Source organism: Micromonospora sp. DT63, from assembly GCF_049841615.1.
Taxonomy (GTDB): Bacteria; Actinomycetota; Actinomycetes; order Mycobacteriales; family Micromonosporaceae; genus Micromonospora.
The window spans coordinates 485,002-503,007 of record NZ_JBNCKQ010000001.1 but is presented as its reverse complement, the minus strand read 5'-3'; the positions used below and the strand labels follow the sequence as shown (position 1 = coordinate 503,007).

Here is an 18,006-nt window from a genome sequence, read left to right as displayed (position 1 = left end):
GGCCCTCAGCTGACCAGCAGCAGCGCGCCGACCGCCGCGAGCGTGCCGACGACGGCGAGCAGGGTGCTGGTCAGCACGAACCGCTTCACCGGCACCGTCACACCGGCAGCCCGGCACCGTTCGAACCACAGCAGGGTGGCCAGCGACGCCCACGGCGCGGCCAGCGGGCCGACGTTCGTGCCGATCAGCAGGGCCAGCAGGCGGGTGTGGTCGGCCGTCGGCAGCACCGACTCGCCGGCCAGGTAGGCCGGTAGGTTGTTCACCGCGTTGGCCAGGAGCGCCCCGGTGCCGCCGGCACGCAGCGCGCCGGCCGCCCCGCCGTCGGCCCCGACCAGGCCGGCCACCAGGTCGTCCAGCCCGTGCCGGCCGAGGGTCTGCACCACCAGGAACAGGCCGACGACGAAGAGCAGCAGGCGTACGGGCACCAACGCGGGGCGCAGTGTCGCCGGGGAGCGGATCACGAAGCCCACCAGCACCAGCGCGAGCGCGACGCTGGAGGCGATCCCGATCTCCACCCCGGCGAGGATGCCGGCGACGAAGAGCAGGCAACCGGCGAGCGCGGTGCGGTGCAGCACCGCATCGGGCGGCACGTGCCGGGCCGGCGGTACGAAGCGACCACCGGCCGGCCGTTCACGCCGCCACCAGCCGTACCAGAGCAGCACCATCGTGACCGCCACGGCGGCGAGCTGCGGCAGCGCCATCCGCTCGGCGTACGCCAGTGGCGTGAGGCCGACCCGGTCGGCGGCCAGCAGGTTCGTCAGGTTGGACACCGGCAGCAGCAGGCTCGCGGTGTTCGCCAGCCAGACCGTGGTGACCGCGAGCGGCCCGGCCGGGACGCGCAGGCCGCGGGCCAGCGCGAGCAGCACCGGCGTGAGCAGCACGGCTGTGGTGTCGAGGTTGAGCACGAGCGTGGTCACCGTGGCGAGGCCGCCGCAGAGCAGGAACAGCGCCGCCCAGCGGCCCCGGGAGGCGATGGCCAGCCGGCTGGCCAGCACGTCGAAGACCCCCGCCACGGCGGTCAGCTCGGCCAGCACGATCACGGTGCCGAGGAAGAGCAGCAGCGGCAGGATGCGGTGCAGGGTCGCTGTCGTCTCGGCGCGGGGCAGCAGCCCGCTCAGCGCGCAGGCCGCACCGGCCACCGCGAGGACGACCGCCACCACGTCGAGCGGGTGGGGACGCCAGCGCACGGTCGGCTCGGGCGGGGCCGGCGGCGTGCCGGCGGCAGACTTCACAGCTGAGCACGTTGGCACATCACCCGCCGGAGCGGCCCGGCCACCCCCGCCCAGGTGACGGGCCCCACCGGGCTGCCCTCGACCGAGGCGCCGGCCCGCCGGACCGGGCCTGATCCACGTCGTGACATGGCCGGGCCCGGCCCCTTCGAGAAGGAGGCCGGGCCCGGGTCACGCGGTGCGTGCTACCAGCTCAGGTAACCGGGCTGGGTCTGCACGTTCAGCTCCGGGAACCGGGTCAGGTTGGCCGTCCAGGTCCGCCAGTCGTTCAGCTCCAGGACGTCCAGGCCCTTCTGGATGTCGTTGGAGTAGATGTTGCCGTTGTAGTAGTACGTCGACCAGGCGCCGCCCGTGATGGCCTGGGTGTCGGACAGCGGGCCCCGCTCCCAGTACGCGATCTCCTTGGGGTGGCGCGAGTCGGTGAAGTCCCAGACGGAGATGCCGCCCTGGTACCACGCCTGCACCATGATGTCCCGCCCGAGCACCGGGATCAGCGAGCCGTTGTGCGCCACGCAGTTCTCGGTCTCGGCGTTCGTCCGGGGGATCTTGTAGTAGCTGCGGAACTCCAGCTTCCGGGCGTCACCGCGGCCGGTGATGTCGTAGACGGCGTCCGCACCGCGGTTGGGGCCGACGGTCTCGTTGCAGGTGGCCGCCCCGCCGCCGCCCAGCTCGTCGGTGAAGACGACCTTGGTGCCGGCGTTGTTGAAGGTGGCCGAGTGCCAGAAGGCGAAGTTGACCGTGTCGCGGACCTGGGTGATCACCCGGGGCGCTTCGCGGTTCTTGATGTCGAGCAGGACGCCGTCACCCATGCAGGCGCCGGCGGCGATGTCCTTCGACGGGTACGCGGTGATGTCGTGGCAGCCGGTGGTCGCCGAGCCGGTCTCGCTGCCCGGGAAACCGCCGTCCGGGAAGAGGTTCGGCGTCGAGATGACTGCCGCCTGGGTCGGCTTCTTCACCGGCACCTTGATGATGGAGATGGAGTCGTGCGGCGGCTGGCAGTCGGGGAACTCGGCCCGCGGGCTGTACGACGAGACGTACAGGTAGACGTTCTTGCGGTCCTTGCCCGGCACCAGCGTGTGGGTGTGCGAGCCGCAGGCGGTCTCGACGGACTTGATGTAGCGCGGGTTGGCCTTGTCGCTGATGTCGAAGACCTTGATGCCCTCCCACGACTCCTTCACCGACGCCGGCTGCGCCACGCTCGCGCACGAGTCGTCGCTGCGTGACGAGTCGGTGGAGACGAAGAGCAGGTTGCCGTAGACGGAGATGTCGTTCTGCGAGCCCGGGCAGTTGACCTGCGCGGTGATCTTGGGCGCGCTGGGCCGGGAGATGTCGTAGACGACGAACCCGTTGTAGTTGCCGGCGAAGGCGTACTTGCCCTGGAACGCCATGTCGCTGTTGAGCGCGGCCGTCGTGTCGAACGGCGCCTGCTTCGGCAGGTTGGCGATCTGCCGCAGGTTGGGGCTGCTGCGGATCTCGTCGACACCCGGGATGTCGCTGGCGGCGGCGGCCGGTGGTGCCGCGGCCGGCGCTGCCTCCTGCGCGCTGCTCGGCGTCGCCACGGCGACGCTGGTCAGCAGCAGGCCTGTTGCGGCCAGGCTGACGATGCGGAGTTGTCGGAGCCGTGCGGTGGCCAACTTGATCATCGGCGGCGCCCTTCGAAAGGGGGGATGACGTTGTCGGTACCTTACCGAGCCACGGAGATCATCGATGTGAGCTGGGTCACATCTACGCCGACTCGTCAATGGATAGGATCGCTGCGACCTCGACCTGAGGGGGGTGCGACATGACTGTCCGACGTGGCCGGTTACTGGCCGTCGTCATAGCGGCGGCCATCGTTGTGGTGCTGGGGGTGCTGGCGGTCCGTGCCGGCGGCGACCCCGGCCGGCCGGCAGCCGAACGCGGTCCGGCGTCACCGTCTCCGACGGCCAGCCCGACCGGTCCGCCACCCCCGCCCGTGCTCGTGCCCGGCCGTCCGGGTGAGCCGGCGGTCGCCCGGTCCGCGCACGAGCTGCGCGACGACAGCCCACCCCGCTACAACGGCCTGGACACCATCTACGTCCAGATGATGATCCCGCACCACCAGCAGGCGCTGGAGATGAGCACGCTGGCCCAGGAGCGGGCGGCCGACCCCCGGATCCGCGCCTACGCCGACCGCATCCGCGCCGGCCAGGGCCCGGAGATCAAGGTCCTGCGCGGCTGGCTCGCCACCCGCGGGCTGCCCGAGACGGCGCCCGGCCACGACCACGCCGGCATGCGGGGAATGCAGTCACCCGAGGCGATGAACCGGCTGACCGCCGCCCGGGGCGTCGAGTTCGACCGCCTCTTCATCGCGATGATGACCGACCACCACCAGGGCGCCGTCACCATGGCCACCGACCTGCTGTCGGTAGGCGTCGATGCGACCCTCAACGAGCTGGCCACCTCCCTCGCCACCGAGCAGGCCATCGAGATCGCCCGCCTGCGCGAGCTGACCCCGCGCTGACCAGCCACCGGCCGCCCGCCACCGGCCACGACACGTACGCTGGGTGACCGTGAGACGCACGCTGTTCGGCCGCGCCCTGCGCGGCGTCGCCTTCGACGTGGCCGTCTCCGCCGTGGTGGCGTTCGTCGGCCTCGCCTCGGCGGTGGCCCAGCCCGGCGGTTGGGCAGCCACCGGCGTCGGCGTGGGCATGGCGGTGGCGCTGCTGTTCCGCCGCACCCACCCGGGCGCGGTGACAGTCGTCGTGGCGGCGCTCGCCCTGGTCCAGGTGATCGCCCAGTGGGGTCCGCTCGCCTTCGACGTCGCCGTTCTCATCGCGCTCTACAGCGTCGTGAAGTACGGCGAACGCCTGCGCGACGGCGTGCTGGCCGGCGCGGTCGCCGCCGTTGGCGTGCTGCTCGCCGCCGCGCAGACCCCCGGCGTCATCGACTGGTGGGTGACCGCGCTGTGGTACGCGCTGGTCACCGGCGCGGTCTGGCTCGTCGCGCTGAACGTACGGACCCGCCGCCTGTACGTGCTCAGCCTCGAGGAACGGGCCGCCACCCTGGAACGCGAGCGGGAGGCCGAGTCCCGGGTGGCGGTCGCCGAGGAGCGCACCCGCATCGCCCGCGAGTTGCACGACGTGGTGGCGCACAGCATGGCGGTGATGATCGTCCAGGCGGACGGGGCCCGGTTCATGCTCGACCGCGACCCCGAGCAGGCCCGCACGGCAGTGAAGGTGGTCGCCGACACCGGCCGTTCGGCGCTGGAGGAGATGCGCCGGCTGGTCGGGGTGCTGCGCGACGCGGGCCCGTCCGGCGTCGGCGGGTCGGTGGTGGCCGCCGACCCGGAGCACCGCCGGCTGGCCCTGGCCGAGCTGCCCGACCTGCTGGCCCGCTTCCGCGACGCCGGGCTGCGCATCCACGACACCGCCAGCGGTCAGCCGCCGGCCCTGCCTCCGGGCCTGGAACTGACCGTCTACCGCGTGGTGCAGGAGGCGCTGACCAACGCGCTCAAACACGCAGGTGTCGGGGCCGCCGTCGACGTCACCCTGGCGTACACCGCCGACGCCGTCGTGGTCCGGGTCGTCGACGACGGCCGGGGCCGCCCGGTGGTCAGCCCGGCGCCGTCGGGCGGTCACGGCCTGCTCGGCATGCGCGAGCGGGTGGCGGTGTACGACGGCAGCCTCACCGCCGGCGCCCAGCCGACCGGGGGTTGGCAGGTCCAGGTCCGGCTACCGCTACCGTCGGAACCCTCAGCGGAGGTGATCGCGGCATGACGGTCCGGGTGGTGATCGTGGACGACCAGGCGCTGGTGCGCGCCGGATTCCGGATGGTGCTCAGCTCCCAACCCGACCTGGAGGTGGTCGGGGAGGCCATCGACGGCGCGGACGCCCTGCGGGTGCTGTCCCGCACCGAGGCCGACGTGGTGGTGATGGACATCCGGATGCCCACCATGGACGGGGTGGAGGCGACCCGCCGGCTCTGCGCCGACCGGCCGTCGGGCCCTCCCCGGGTGCTCGTGCTGACCACCTTCGACACCGAGGCGGACGCGTTCGCCGCGCTCCAGGCCGGTGCCAGCGGCTTCCTGCTCAAGAACGTCCCGCCGGAGGAACTGCTGGACGCCATCCGGGTGGTGGCGCGAGGCGACTCGGTGGTCGCCCCGTCGATCACGCGGCGGCTGCTGGACCGCTTCGCCGGCCAGCTCGGCGCGGGCCCGACCGCCGACCCCCGGCTGGCCCAGCTCACCGAGCGGGAGCGGGAGGTGCTGCTGCTGGTCGCGCAGGGCCTGTCCAACGCCGAGATCGCCGCCAAGGTGCACGTGGCCGAGGCCACGGTGAAGACCCACGTCGGGCGCATCCTGGCGAAGCTGCACCTGCGCGACCGGGTCCAGGCGGTCGTGCTGGCGTACGAGAGCGGTCTGGTCACGCCCGGCCGGTGACCCGTCGTACGACCCGGGTCGTACGGCCGGCGGGCCGAGCGCTACCTCGGTCGTACGCACCTCGAGCGTCCAGGTGGAGATCGATCGGGTCGGCCCGGCCATAGCGTCGAAGGCGTCCGATCCGCGCCTGCACCGGGAGCCCGCACATGATCCGATCGACCCTGCGCTCGCTGCGCGCCGAGGCGCTGCGCATGCTGCTCTCCGCGCTGGCAGTCGTGCTCGGCGTCGCGTTCATCGCCGGCACGCTGATCTTCGTCGACGGGATGCGCGCCGGCGCGTACGAGCGGGCCGGGACCTTCGACCGGCACACCGACCTCGGCGTCTACCCGAGCGGCGACAGGGCGCTGCCGGCGAGCCTGGCCGACCGGGTCCGCGCCGTCGACGGCGTGGCCGCCGCGGCCGGGGAGCTGATCGGCACCGCGGGGCTTCTCGGCACCGACGGCCGGCCGGTGCTCGGCTACGCCGTGCTCGCCGGCATCCCCACCGAGGCTGCTCTGCGCTCGTACGACGTGGTGTCCGGCCGCCTACCCGACCGCGCGGGCGAGGTGGTGCTCGACGCGGCCACCGCGGCCGAGGAGGGCTTCACCCTCGGCGCCCCGGTCCAGGTCGGCGGCACCGGCGGCGCGGCCCGTCCGTACACCCTGGTCGGTACCGTCGACGTGGCGGGCAGCGTCCGCGACGTCGGCGGGCCGTTCATCGGCCTGGTCGGCCCGGACGCGCTCGCGGTCAGCGGCGCGCGCGGCTATGACCGGATCATGGTGGCGGCGCGACCGGGAACGTCCGAGACGGTGCTGACCGACCGGCTGCGCGCGGTCGTCGGGGGCGCCGACGCCAGCGTGAAGGGCCGGCAGCAGATCCTCGACGAGGCCGTCGACGACGCGGTCCGGGACCTGAACCAGTTCATGATGCTGCTGCTCATCTTCGTCGGGGTCGCGGTGGTGGTGGCCGGCTTCGTGATCGCCAACACCTTCGCGATCGTGCTGGCGCAACGCACCCGGCGCACCGCCCTGCTGCGCCTGGTGGGCGCGACGCGGGGGCAGGTCTTCCGGGCCGCCCTGCTGGAGTCGGCGCTGGTCGGCTTCGTGGCGTCCGTGCTCGGGGTGCTGCTCGGGATCGCTCTCGCGGCCGGTATGCGGCTGCTGATGACCCGGCTGGACGTGCCGTTCTCCGGTGGGCTGACCGTCGCCGGCTCGACAGTGCTGACCAGCCTGCTGCTCGGCACCGCGCTCACCGTGGCGTCCGCCCTGCTGCCCGCCTGGCGGGGGACCAGTGTCGCCCCGGTGGCCGCGCTCACCGACGCCGCGGTGCAGCCCGGTCGGGGCGCCGGTCGGCTGCGCCTGATCGTCGGCGCGGTGGTGCTCGGTGCCGGCGTCGCGGCCCTCGCTGGCGCCGCAAGCGCCGGTCAGGTGCTGCTCGTGGCCGTCGGCGGCGTGTTGGCGTTCTTCGGGATCGTCCTGTTCGGGCCGGTGCTCGTCCCGGCGCTGGTCCGGGCGATCGGCTGGCCGGCTCGGCGGCTGTTCGGGATGACGGTGGGTCTCGCGGTGGCCAACGCCGTGCGCAATCCGCGCCGGATCGCCGCCACGGCGACCGCCCTGGTGATCGGAATCGGACTCGTGTCGGCGTTCGTGGTCGGTGCGCGCAGCACCAAGGACGGCATCGAACGCAGCGTCGACGCCGAGATCGGGACGGACTTCGTGGTGAGCGGCATCGGCCAGAACCTGCCCGCCGCGCTCGCCGGTGAGCTGGCCGCGCGCCCCGAGTTGGGCGTGGTGCACGAGCAGCGCAGCACCGTCACCGGCGACATCGAGGTCCGCGCCGCCCACCCGGCGCTGGTCGGCCGGACGCTGACCGCCGTGCTGGCCGGCGACGTCGGGCTACTCGGGCCGGGGCAGGTCCTGGTGTACCGGGAGCTGGCGCAGGCGCGCGGCTGGCAGGTCGGTTCCCCGGTCACCATCGCGGGCCGGTCGTTCCGGGTGGCGGCGGTGGTCGCCGACGACGCGCCGGACATGGTCGCCGGCGCGGCGCCCAAGGGGCACGTCATCGACCTGGACGACGCGGACTTCGCCGTGCTCTTCCCCCGCGAGCGGGGCTTCCTGGCCGAGATCGACCCCGCCGCCGGCGTGAGCGCCGACGAGGCCCGCGACGCGATCGAGACCGTCCTGGCCCGCTATCCGACGGTGAACCTGATGGACCAGGGCGCGTACAAGAAGATGCTCACCGGCACTGTGGACATGCTGTTGGCCTTCGTCACCGCGCTGCTCGGCCTGGCCGTGGTGATCGCGCTGGTCGGCGTGGCCAACACGCTGAGCCTGTCGGTTGTCGAACGCACCCGGGAGAACGCCGTGCTGCGGGCGGTCGGGCTGACCCGGGCCCGGATGCGGGCCATGCTGGCGGCGGAGGCGGTCCTGATGGCACTTGTCGGCGCGGTGCTCGGCGTCGGTCTCGGCACCGGCGTCAGCGCCTCCGCGATGGCGCTGCTGGACCGTCTCGGTGGGGACTTCCACGTGGTGCTGCCGCTGGGCCAGCTCGGGTTGATCCTCGGCGTGGCCGTGCTGGCCGCCCTGCTCGCGTCGGTGCTCCCGGCCCGCCGGGCGTTGTCCCGGCCCGTCGTCGAGGCGCTCGCCGACACGTGATCCGGTCTGCCCCGTCTCGCGGGCGTCGAGCGGACATCCGCCGGCCGGTCCCGCCGTCTTCCCCGGCGGCGGGACCGGCCAGCGGTGCCGGGTCTAGAGGCGCTCGACCATCTCGCCGGCGCACCGGTTGCGGGTGTCGAAGACGTAGCGGGCGTGCCGGACCACCAGGTCGTAGTCGAAGCTGTCATGGTCGGTGACCACCACCACCGCGTCCGCGGCCCGCACCTCCCGCTCGGTGAGCCCGACGATGGTGACCCCGGCGGGAATGTGGTGGGCCTGGGCGTACGGCTCGACCGCGTGGACCTCGGCGCCGAGGGCCTGCAGACGGCGGGCCACGTCGACGGCGGGGGAGTCCCGCATGTCTCCGGTGTTCTTCTTGTACGCGAGCCCCAGCAGCAGCAGCCGGGCGCCGCTTACCGCCCGACCGGACCGGTTCAGCCCCGCCATGATCCGCTGGGCGACGTGCTCGGGCATCTCGTGGTTGACGTCGTTGGCCAGCTCGATGAACCGGAACTGCCGGCCGAGGCGCCGTTTGACCTGCCAGGACAGGTAGCACGGGTCGATCGGCAGGCAGTGCCCGCCGACGCCGGGGCCGGGCCGGAACGGCAGGAACCCGAACGGCTTGGTCTCGGCGGCGTCGATCGCCTGCCAGACGTCGATGTCCAGGTGGTGCGAGAGCATCGTCAGCTCGTTGATCAACGCGATGTTGACCTGGCGGAACGTGTTCTCGATCAGCTTGGTCAGCTCGGCGACCCTGGTGGAGTCCACCGCTACGGTGCGCTCCACCAGGCGCTGGTAGAACCCCTGCACCTGGGCCAGCGACGCCGGGTCGACACCCGAGACCACCTTCGGGGTGTTCTCCAGTCGCCAGGTCGGGTTGCCCGGGTCGATCCGCTCGGGGCTGTAGCCGAGGTGGAAGTCGCCGGGGCTGGTCAGCCCGCTGGCCGACTCCAGCAGCGGTCGAAGCAGCTCCTCCGTCGTGCCGGGATAGGTGGTCGACTCCAGGATCACCGTGCAACCCGGCCGCACGTACGGGCCGATGCCGACGCCGGCCTGCTCGACGAAGCTCAGGTCCGGGGTGCCGTCGCGCAGCGGGGTGGGCACGGTGATGACGCAGATGTCGAAACCCTCGGCGTCGGTGTACTCCGTGCTGGGGCGGTACCGACCGCTGCCCAGCGCCCGGCCCAGCCGGTCGGTGGGGATGTCCTCGACGAAGGACTCACCGGACGCGAGCCGCTTCACCCGGTCGGCGTCGACGTCGAGGCCGACGACGTCCAGGCCCGCCTCGACGGCGCGCATGGCCAGCGGCAGCCCGACGTACCCCTGACCGATCACGACCAGCTTCTCAGCGCTCACCCGGGCTCCCGCGGCAGATGGTGGAAATGACCTGCGGAGAGCCTAGAGTGGTTATCGGCGGCGTAAGTCCGTTTTGGTGATATCGGTGCTGGTGAGGCGGCTGGTCAGTTGCCCACCGGATCGTCCGGACCGGTCGACGCCTCCGAGCTGGGGGGCGGGCTGGTCGGGGGCGGGTCGGTCTTCGGCGGGTCGGTCTTCGGCGGGTCGCTGGGCGGCGGCGCGGTGGTCGCGTTCGGCGTCGCCGACGGCGGGCTGGACGACTGCGAGGGCTGCGTGCTCGGCGTGGCGGTGACCGACGCCGACGTGGTGGCGTCCGGGACGTTCGGCCGGTTCGGGCGCTCCGGGTCGTCGGTGCTCTGCTCGTTCGCCGCCGGCAGCTCCGCCTGCTGGCTGGGCACCTGCGTCGCGGAGGTCGTCGGCAGGTTGACCGCCGGCTCCTCGTCGCCGGTGTTGCGTGCCGCACCCAGCGCCGCCCCGAGACCGATCAGGGCTACCAGCATGGCGGCTGCCGCGCCGACAAGTGGCCCGCGACGTCGCTGACGCGCGACATCCGCCGCGCTCGCCACCGCCGCGCCGACCGGCACGTCGGTGCGGGTGCCCGGTCCGGCCTCGCGCAGCGGGACCGACGCCGCCATCGCCGTCGGCGGCTCGCCGCCGGTGACCGCCGTGCGGGCGGCCTCGGCCATGGCCGAGCCGCTGGTGAAACGGTCGAGCGGATCCTTGGCGAGGGCCCGCGACACCAGGGCGCGGACCGCCTCGGGGATCTCGTGCGGCAGCTCCGGCGGCTCGTCGTCGAGATGCCGGACGGCGACCTGGAGGGGGTTGTCCCCGGTGAACGGTGGACCGCCGGTCAGGCAGCAGTAGGCGACCGCGCCGAGCGCGTAGATGTCGGTGGCGCCGCTGACCGGACGACCGGCGGCCTGCTCGGGCGCCATGTAGAGAGCCGTGCCGGGCACCGCGTTCGTGCTGGTGATGCTGGTCACGTTTGTGGAACGGGCGACGCCGAAGTCGACGAGGACGACAGTGCCGTCCTCCTGGACCAGCAGGTTGCTGGGCTTGACGTCGCGGTGCACGATGCCGCCGCGGTGTGCCGCGCTCAGCGCGTGCGCCGCCTGGGCCACGATCGACATCGTCTCGGCCACGTCGAGCCGACCCGCCGCCTCGATCCGCTTGGACAGCGGCTCGCCCTCGACGAACTCCATGACCAGGTAGTCCGCCCGACCGCCGTCGGGCAGGTCGTCCTCGCCGCAGTCGTACACCTGCACGATCCCGGGGTGCCGCAGAGCGGCCATGATCCGTGCCTCGGCCCGGAAACGGGCGATGAAGTCCGGGTCGGAGACCAGCGCCGGCAGCAGGACCTTGACCGCGACCTGCCGGCCGAGGACCAGGTCCGAGGCACGCCAGACGTCGCCCATGCCGCCGGTGGCGACACGTTCGTCCAGGCGGTACCGCCCGCTGAGCACGACCTCCGATGACAACACAGCATTACCGTACCCAGAGTGGCGGCCAACGGCGCGCTGCGGCTGATCGGCCAGGCGGTCGTACCCACCGGTCCGACCGGTCCGACCTCAGTGGACACGGCCAGATCTGTGACGGCATGATGACGGCACGTGACAAAAGGCGACACATCCCGGCGTACGATTGCCGGATCACCGCCGGGGGCCGTCTCCCGGCCCCGGGAGCGTCCGCTGGTGCCCAGCTGTTACGGCGGCACGCCGTCCGGACGGCTTGATAATTGTCACTCTTCCGTGACGCGATCCCGACTTGTCGCTCGGATGGTCCCCTCCTAGCGTTAGCCCGGCTCGGGGCCGCCCGGCCGACCGCCTCGAGAGTCGAGAGCCATCGCGCCGGGGCGGAGGCCCCCGGCCGGCCCGGACGCGGGCGCGAAGCGGATGCGGATTCGGGGGAGGGCGGTGCGGGTGCGGTCGACGGTGCGCGCGCGGACAGCGCCGCCATGGCGCGTCGGGCCGGGCCGCCGTCCCGAACGATCCGTGAGCCGCGGATGACCGGCGAGTTGTCCGAGGCGGTCACCGCGGCGCAGGCCGGCGACGAGGACGCCTTCCGCTTCCTGTACCGCAGCCTGCAGCCGGGTCTGCTGCGCTACCTGACCGCCCTCGTCGGCGCGGACGCCGAGGACGTGGCGTCGGAGACGTGGTTGCAGATCTCCCGCGACCTGCCCACCTTCACCGGCGGTGAGTTCCGCGCCTGGACGGTCACCATCGCCCGTAACCGGGCCATGGATCATCTGCGCCGGCTGCGTCGGCGACCGTCGCTGCCCGTCCCGGTGCAGGCGCTCACCGAGTTGGCCGGCGACGTCGACACCGCCGAGCGGGCCGGCGAGACGATCAGCACCGAGGCGGCCCTGGCACTGATCGCCACGCTGCCGCCGCGCGAGGCCGAGGCGGTGCTGTTGCGGGCCGTGATCGGGTTGGACGCTGAGTCGGCCGGTCGGGTGCTGGGGCGTCGGGCCGGGGCCGTCCGGACCGCCGCCCACCGTGGGCTGCGGCGGCTAGCCACCCTGCTGGATCGACAGACGGTGACCGTGGCGCCGCCCAACGGTGCGGTCCCCACCGGGACGACCGACGCGCAGGGCGGGGTGTCGACGCCTGACGCTCCGATGACGCGGTCCGCGCCTGCCGTGCCGGCTCACGGCGCCGACGGCGTCACACCGTCGGTCGGCGCCGAGGTGGTCCCGCCACCTCGCGGACGGACCGGCCGATCCCGGCGGACGTCACACGCCGAGCAGGCGGACGGCTGACGTGAGGGGATTCCGGATGAACCCGTACCGGCCGGACCGGCACGCCGGCCGTGCCGAGACCGAGCGGCTGCTCGACGCCACCCGCATCGACGCTGCCCTCGACCCCGAGGCGCCTTTCGGCCCGGACACGTCGTCGGCCTCCGCCGCGGCCCCGCACGTCGACACCGCCGTCGCTTTCGACCTCGATGCGGCCGAGCGGTCCCGTGCGTCCGCCGCCCCGCAGTCGGCGACCGACCCGCTGGCGCGGCTGCTCGCCGCCGCCGCCGGCCCGGCCCGGCCGGGGGAGCTGGCGGGCGAGGAGGCAGCGCTGGCCGCGTTCCGGGCCGCCCGGGCCGCCGCCCCGGAGCCCTCGGCGGGCCCACGACCACGCGGCCGCCGGCTCACCGCCGGCGCGTTGGCCTGGATCGGCGCGCTGGCGGCCACCGCCACCGCGGGCGCCGCGTTCGCCGCGGCCAGCCTGGACCTGGACCCGGCGCCGGAACCGGCGCCTCCGGTGCCGAGCAGCGCGCCGCGACCCTCCAATGCTCCCGAGGCCACCCCGTCCGCCGCTCCGAGCCGGTCGACGCCTGCTGGCTCGCCGTCGGTGACCGGCACCCCGTCGGCTGGCGTGACGCCGGGGGGTCAGTTGCACGGGCTGTGCCGCGCCTGGCGGGCCGGGAAGCCCGAGCAGCGGGAGAAGAAGTTGCGGACCCCGGCCTTCCAGCGGCTGGTGGCGGCCGCCGGTGGCGTCGCCGCAGTCGAGGAGTACTGCCAGCGACTGGTGCCCGAGGCGAAGCCGTCCGCTCCGGCGCGAACGTCCCCGTCAGCGGAGCCGTCCGCTCCGGAGCGGACGCCGCCCCCCGCCGAACCGTCCGCGGCGGCGACGCCGCCGGGATCGGCGAAGCACAAGCCCTCGCGCCCGGCGGGGCCGGCCGCGAACTGAGCATCCAGCCGGCGCGGTTCGTTCTGCCGTGCCCCGGGAAATTCGTCTGTTAGACAGAGGTTGGTGGCACCCTCGACGCCGCCGACAGTGTCGGTGGGTGGGTTTACGGTGGCACAGTGTTCCGGAGTTGGCGCACGACGAAGGAGGCTGCACCGATGGTGACGTCGCCCGAGCTGGACCGCAGCGCGATCCTGCGTGAGTCCGCCGCCGCCGGCCGACATCTCGCTCGCATCTGCTTCAAGACGGGCCCCCCGACATACACCGGCGTCGAACTGGAATGGACCGTGCACGACGCCGCCGACCCCGCCCGACCGGTCGACCCGGTGCGGCTGCGGGCGGCGCTGGGGCGCCACAGCCCCGTCACGCTGGACCCGGCGAGCCCCGCCGAGCCGCTGCGACACGGCGGCACGGTGACCCTCGAACCGGGCGGCCAGTTGGAGATCTCCACCCCGCCGCGCTCCTCGGCCGGCGCGCTGATCCAGGCCACCGAGGCCGATATCGCCCAGGTCACCGGCCTGCTGACCGCCGCCGGGCTGACCCTCGGCCGCAGCGGAATCGACCCGCACCGTCGGCCCCGCCCCGTGGTGGACACCCCCCGATACCGCGCGATGCGCCGCGCCTTCGACAGGCGGGGACCGGCCGGCCGGACGATGATGTACAGCACCGCCGGTCTGCAGGTCTGCCTCGACATCGGCGAGCCGGACCAGGTCGCGCCGCGCTGGGCGGCGGCCCACGCGGTCGGGCCGCCGTTGCTGGCGGCGTTCGCCTCGGCCAGCCGGCACGCCGGGCGGCGCACCGGGTGGGCGTCCGCGCGGATGGCCGCCTGGCTGGCCATCGACCCGACCCGCACCCGCCCGGTGTGGGTGCCCGGCAACGCCGACGAGGATCCGACGACCACCTGGATCCGGTACGTGCTGGCCGCGCCGCTGCTCTGCCTGCGCCGACGCGGCCCGGACTGGGCGCCGCCGCCGGGTGTCACCTTCGCCGACTGGCTCGACGGGGCGCTGCCCCGCCCACCCACCACCGACGATCTTGACTATCACGTCAGCACCCTCTTTCCGCCCGTGCGTCCGCGCGGCTACCTGGAACTGCGCTATCTGGACGCCCAGCCGGACCGGGACTGGCGTCTCCCGCTGGCGGTGTTGAGCGCGCTGTTCGCCGACGCGGACACCGTGCGCGCGGCGTACACGATCGGTGCGCCGGTGGCGCACCGCTGGTCGGCGGCCGCGCGGCACGGTCTGTCCGACCCGACGCTGGCCGCCGCCGCGGCCGCGCTGCTCGACCTGGCCCTGGCCGCACTGCCCCGGCTGGAGCTGCCGGCCGGCATCCACGACGAGGTCCACCGAGGCGTACGACGGCGGCTGGCCGCCGCACAGCGGGGAGACCGGTGAGTGCGAGGAGTGAGCCGGGGTTGCGAGCCCCGCAGTCGCGAACGGAAGGCGGACTGGGTGAGCGCGAGGAGTGAGCCGGGGTTGCGAGCCCCGCAGTCGCGAACGAAAGGGAGACCGGTGAACGGCGAGACGGTGGCTGTGGGCACGACTGACCATCCCGAGGGGGAGCGGTTGCGGGGGCGGATCGCGGCGGAGTTGGCGCGTGCCCGGTCCCGTACGGCGCTGCTGACCGAGGCCGTCGACGAGGCCGACCTGATGCGCCAGCACTCTCCGTTGATGTCGCCGTTGGTGTGGGATCTGGCGCACGTCGGCAACCAGGAGGAACTCTGGCTGGTCCGTGATGTGGGTGGCCGCGAGCCGGTCCGCTGCGACATCGACGAGTTGTACGACGCGTTCAAGCAGCCCCGCCGCGACCGGCCGGCGCTGCCGCTGCTGCCACCGGCGGAGGCGCGTGCCTATCTGGGCACGGTCCGCGACAAGGTGCACGACCTGCTCGACGCCGTGAGTTTCACCGACCGGCCGCTGGTCGCCGACGGGTTCGCCTTCGGCATGATCGTCCAGCACGAGCAGCAGCACGACGAGACGATGCTCGCGACCCACCAGCTGCGCGCGGGTGCGGCGGTTCTGCACGCCCCGCCACCACCCGAGCCGACCGCCCGCGTCGGCGGTGAGGTGCTGGTGCCGGCCGGGGAGTTCACGATGGGCACGGACACCGATCCCTGGGCGCTGGACAACGAACGTCCCGCGCACCGCGTCGACCTGCCCGCGTACGTCATCGACGCCGCGCCGGTCACCAACGGCGAGTACGTGGCGTTCATCGCCGACGGCGGCTACACCGACCCGCGGTGGTGGAGCGCGGCGGGTTGGGAGCACCGGGTGTCCGAGCAGCTCGTCGCGCCGATGCACTGGCGTCGCGACGGTGACGGCTGGGCGTACCGCCGCTTCGGCAGGTGGGATCCGGTGCGCGCCGACGAGCCGGTGGTGCACGTGTGCTTCTACGAGGCGCAGGCGTACGCCGCGTGGGCGGGCAAGCGTCTGCCGACCGAGGCGGAGTGGGAGAAGGCCGCCCGGTGGGATCCGGCGACGGGTCGGTCGCGCCGTTACCCGTGGGGCGACGAGGACCCGACCGAGGCGCACGCGAACCTCGACCAACGTCACCTGCGGCCGGCGCCGGTGGGCGCGTACCCGGCGGGGGCGTCGCCGTTGGGTGTGCACCAGCTCATCGGGGACGTCTGGGAGTGGACGTCGACGACCTTCCGCGGCCATCCCGGCTTCACCGCGTTTCCCTACCGGGAATACTCGGAGGTGTTCTTCGGCGAGGACTACCGGGTGCTGCGTGGCGGCTCGTTCGGCACGGACCGGTCGGCCTGCCGGGGGACGTTCCGCAACTGGGACTATCCGATCCGGCGGCAGATCTTCAGCGGCTTCCGCTGCGCCCGGGACGCCGCGCCGGACGAGTCGCACCCGTGACGTCGCGCCGGGCGGCTGCGCCGGCGGCCGGCTTGCGCTGATGTGCCGTCACCTGGCCTATCTGGGGCCGCCGGTCACGCTTGCCGAGCTGCTGTTCGAGCCGGCGCACGCACTCGTACGCCAGTCCTGGGCGCCTCGTGACATGCGCGGCGGCGGCACGATCAACGCCGACGGGTTCGGCGTCGGCTGGTATCCGAGCGACGGCGAGCCGGTGCGGTACCGGCGTGCCCAGCCGATCTGGAGCGACCCGACGATCGCCGACCTGGCGGCGGTGACCCGGGCCGGCGCTGTGCTGGCCGCGGTCCGCTCGGCGACCGTCGGGATGGCGGTGCTCGACGGTGCCGCCGCGCCGTTCGCCGAGGGGCGGTGGCTGTTCAGCCACAACGGTGTGGTCCGGGGCTGGCCGGACGCGGTGGTGCCGCTCGCCGCCGGCCTGCCGGTCCGTGACCTGCTGACCCTGGACGCGGCGACCGACTCGGCGTTGCTGTGGGCGCTGGTGCGGCACCGGCTGCGCGGCGGCGACGATCCGGCGGAGGCGGTGGCCCGGACGGTGGCCGAGGTCGCCGTGGCCGCCCCGGGGTCGCGGCTGAATGTGCTGCTCACCGACGGGCGGCGCGTGGTGGCCACCACGTTCGGCCACGCGCTGTCGGTACGTGCGGCGGCGGGCTCGGTGCTGCTGGCCTCCGAGCCACACGACGACGATCCCGGGTGGCGGCCGGTGCCGGAGGGGCACCTGGTCACGGCCACCGTGGACGAGGTGCGGATGTGCCCACTGCCGATCCGGTGAGCGGCACCGGTCGGGCAACGCGAGGTGTGTGACCGAGGAGAGAGGCAGGACCGATGACCGCGGAACCGTTGGAGATCTACCTTGAGCCGCAGGACCTGGAGCGTGGCCTGCGGGAGGACGTCCGGGCCGGGTTGACCGCCGAGGCGAAGTGGCTGCCGCCGAAGTGGTTCTACGACTCGCGGGGCAGCGAGCTGTTCGAGGAGATCACCCGGCTGCCCGAGTACTACCCGACCCGGGCGGAGCGGGCGGTGCTGGCCGAGCGCGCGCCGGACGTGGCGGCGCTGACCGGCGCCAAGACCCTGATCGAGCTGGGCTCCGGCTCGTCGGAGAAGACCCGGCTGCTGCTGGACGCGCTCACCCGTCAGGGCGGGCTGGGCACGTTCGTGCCGCTGGACGTGTCGGTAAGTGCCCTGCTGGGGTCGACCGCGCAGATCGCCGCCGACTATCCGGGGCTGCGGGTCCGGGGCATCGTGGGTGACTTCACCCGTCAGCTCGACCGGCTGCCCACCGGCGGTCGGCGGCTGGTGGTGTTCCTGGGCGGCACGATCGGCAACCTGCTGCCGGCCGAGCGGGCCGACTTCCTGGCCGCGATGCGCGCCGCGCTGGAGGTCGGCGACTGGCTACTGCTCGGCACCGACCTGGTGAAGGACCCGTCGGTGATCGTGCCCGCGTACGACGACGCGGCCGGCGTCACGGCCGAGTTCAACCGCAACGTGCTGTACGTGATCAACCGGGAGTTGGGCGCCGATTTCGACCCGGAGGCGTTCGAGCACGTCGCCCACTGGGATCCGGACCACGAGTGGATCGAGATGCGGCTGCGGGCGACGCGCCCGATGCGGGTCCGGGTGCTGGATCTGACGGTCCAGTTCGCCGCGGGGGAGGAGCTGCGCACGGAGGTGTCGGCGAAGTTCCGTCCGGAGGGGGTGGCCGCGGAGCTGCGCGACGCGGGCTTCGCGGCGGCGAACTTCTGGACCGACCCGGACGGGCTCTTCGGCGTGACCCTGGCCCGGGCGCGGTGAGGCTGCACCCACGATCTCCGGCCCGGGCGCGGTGAGGCTCTT

At 73.6% G+C, this 18,006-nt stretch carries 14 protein-coding genes; 10 read left to right on the top strand and 4 right to left on the bottom strand.

The window, feature by feature from the left end; all coding sequences use genetic code 11:
- Positions 1–5: 5 nt before the first annotated feature.
- Together ACLQ27_RS02425 and ACLQ27_RS02420 are read right to left on the bottom strand one after the other, a co-directional pair.
- Complete coding sequence (locus tag ACLQ27_RS02425; protein ID WP_425865456.1) at positions 6–1,232, bottom strand: SLC13 family permease; 1,227 nt, start codon at positions 1,230–1,232, stop codon at positions 6–8.
- Between the two features lie 182 nt (positions 1,233–1,414).
- The gene (locus tag ACLQ27_RS02420; RefSeq protein WP_234582829.1) at positions 1,415–2,872 is read right to left on the bottom strand and encodes an LVIVD repeat-containing protein; all 1,458 of its coding nucleotides are present in this window, start codon (positions 2,870–2,872) and stop codon (positions 1,415–1,417) included.
- 140 nt (positions 2,873–3,012) lie between these two features.
- Here ACLQ27_RS02420 and ACLQ27_RS02415 point away from each other — a divergent pair, with 140 nt between their 5' ends.
- The 4 genes from ACLQ27_RS02415 (at position 3,013) to ACLQ27_RS02400 (ending at position 8,261) form a co-directional block, all read left to right on the top strand.
- The gene (locus ACLQ27_RS02415; protein ID WP_425865455.1) at positions 3,013–3,711 is read left to right on the top strand and encodes a DUF305 domain-containing protein; all 699 of its coding nucleotides are present in this window, start codon (positions 3,013–3,015) and stop codon (positions 3,709–3,711) included.
- A 43-nt stretch (positions 3,712–3,754) separates the two neighbouring features.
- Positions 3,755–4,966 carry a sensor histidine kinase gene (locus ACLQ27_RS02410; protein WP_425865454.1) on the top strand — a complete coding sequence of 404 codons (1,212 nt, stop codon included), beginning with the start codon at positions 3,755–3,757 and terminating at the stop codon, positions 4,964–4,966.
- Positions 4,963–5,628, top strand: coding sequence for a response regulator transcription factor (locus ACLQ27_RS02405; RefSeq protein ID WP_357496849.1), 666 nt, complete (start codon positions 4,963–4,965; stop codon positions 5,626–5,628). The genes ACLQ27_RS02410 and ACLQ27_RS02405 overlap by 4 nt, the downstream gene beginning before the upstream one ends.
- Before the next feature lie 146 nt (positions 5,629–5,774).
- Complete coding sequence (locus tag ACLQ27_RS02400) at positions 5,775–8,261, top strand: ABC transporter permease (protein WP_425865453.1); 2,487 nt, start codon at positions 5,775–5,777, stop codon at positions 8,259–8,261.
- 93 nt (positions 8,262–8,354) lie between these two features.
- Here the strand turns inward: ACLQ27_RS02400 and ACLQ27_RS02395 are convergent, their stop codons facing one another.
- On the bottom strand, positions 8,355–9,617 hold the full coding sequence (locus ACLQ27_RS02395; RefSeq protein ID WP_357496845.1) for a nucleotide sugar dehydrogenase: 1,263 nt from the start codon (positions 9,615–9,617) through the stop codon (positions 8,355–8,357).
- Positions 9,618–9,721: 104 nt separating this feature from the next.
- A complete protein-coding gene (locus tag ACLQ27_RS02390) occupies positions 9,722–11,098 on the bottom strand; it encodes a serine/threonine-protein kinase (protein ID WP_425865452.1) in 1,377 nt (458 codons plus the stop codon).
- A gap of 521 nt (positions 11,099–11,619) precedes the next feature.
- On the opposite strand from ACLQ27_RS02390, the gene ACLQ27_RS02385 reads away from it, so the two are divergent.
- The 6 genes from ACLQ27_RS02385 to egtD all read left to right on the top strand — a co-directional run bounded on the left by ACLQ27_RS02385 (position 11,620) and on the right by egtD (position 17,964).
- On the top strand, positions 11,620–12,375 hold the full coding sequence (locus tag ACLQ27_RS02385; RefSeq protein WP_425865451.1) for an RNA polymerase sigma factor: 756 nt from the start codon (positions 11,620–11,622) through the stop codon (positions 12,373–12,375).
- A gap of 16 nt (positions 12,376–12,391) precedes the next feature.
- A complete protein-coding gene (locus ACLQ27_RS02380; RefSeq protein WP_425865450.1) occupies positions 12,392–13,297 on the top strand; it encodes a hypothetical protein in 906 nt (301 codons plus the stop codon).
- 155 nt (positions 13,298–13,452) lie between these two features.
- The gene (gene egtA / locus ACLQ27_RS02375; protein WP_425865449.1) at positions 13,453–14,688 is read left to right on the top strand and encodes an ergothioneine biosynthesis glutamate--cysteine ligase EgtA; all 1,236 of its coding nucleotides are present in this window, start codon (positions 13,453–13,455) and stop codon (positions 14,686–14,688) included.
- Between the two features lie 117 nt (positions 14,689–14,805).
- Positions 14,806–16,158 (top strand): ergothioneine biosynthesis protein EgtB, encoded by a 1,353-nt coding sequence (gene egtB / locus ACLQ27_RS02370; RefSeq protein ID WP_357573801.1) that lies wholly within the window; start codon positions 14,806–14,808, stop codon positions 16,156–16,158.
- A 40-nt stretch (positions 16,159–16,198) separates the two neighbouring features.
- On the top strand, positions 16,199–16,945 hold the full coding sequence (egtC, locus tag ACLQ27_RS02365; RefSeq protein WP_357496835.1) for an ergothioneine biosynthesis protein EgtC: 747 nt from the start codon (positions 16,199–16,201) through the stop codon (positions 16,943–16,945).
- Between the two features lie 53 nt (positions 16,946–16,998).
- Positions 16,999–17,964 carry an L-histidine N(alpha)-methyltransferase gene (gene egtD, locus ACLQ27_RS02360; RefSeq protein WP_234591224.1) on the top strand — a complete coding sequence of 322 codons (966 nt, stop codon included), beginning with the start codon at positions 16,999–17,001 and terminating at the stop codon, positions 17,962–17,964.
- Positions 17,965–18,006: the final 42 nt, after the last annotated feature.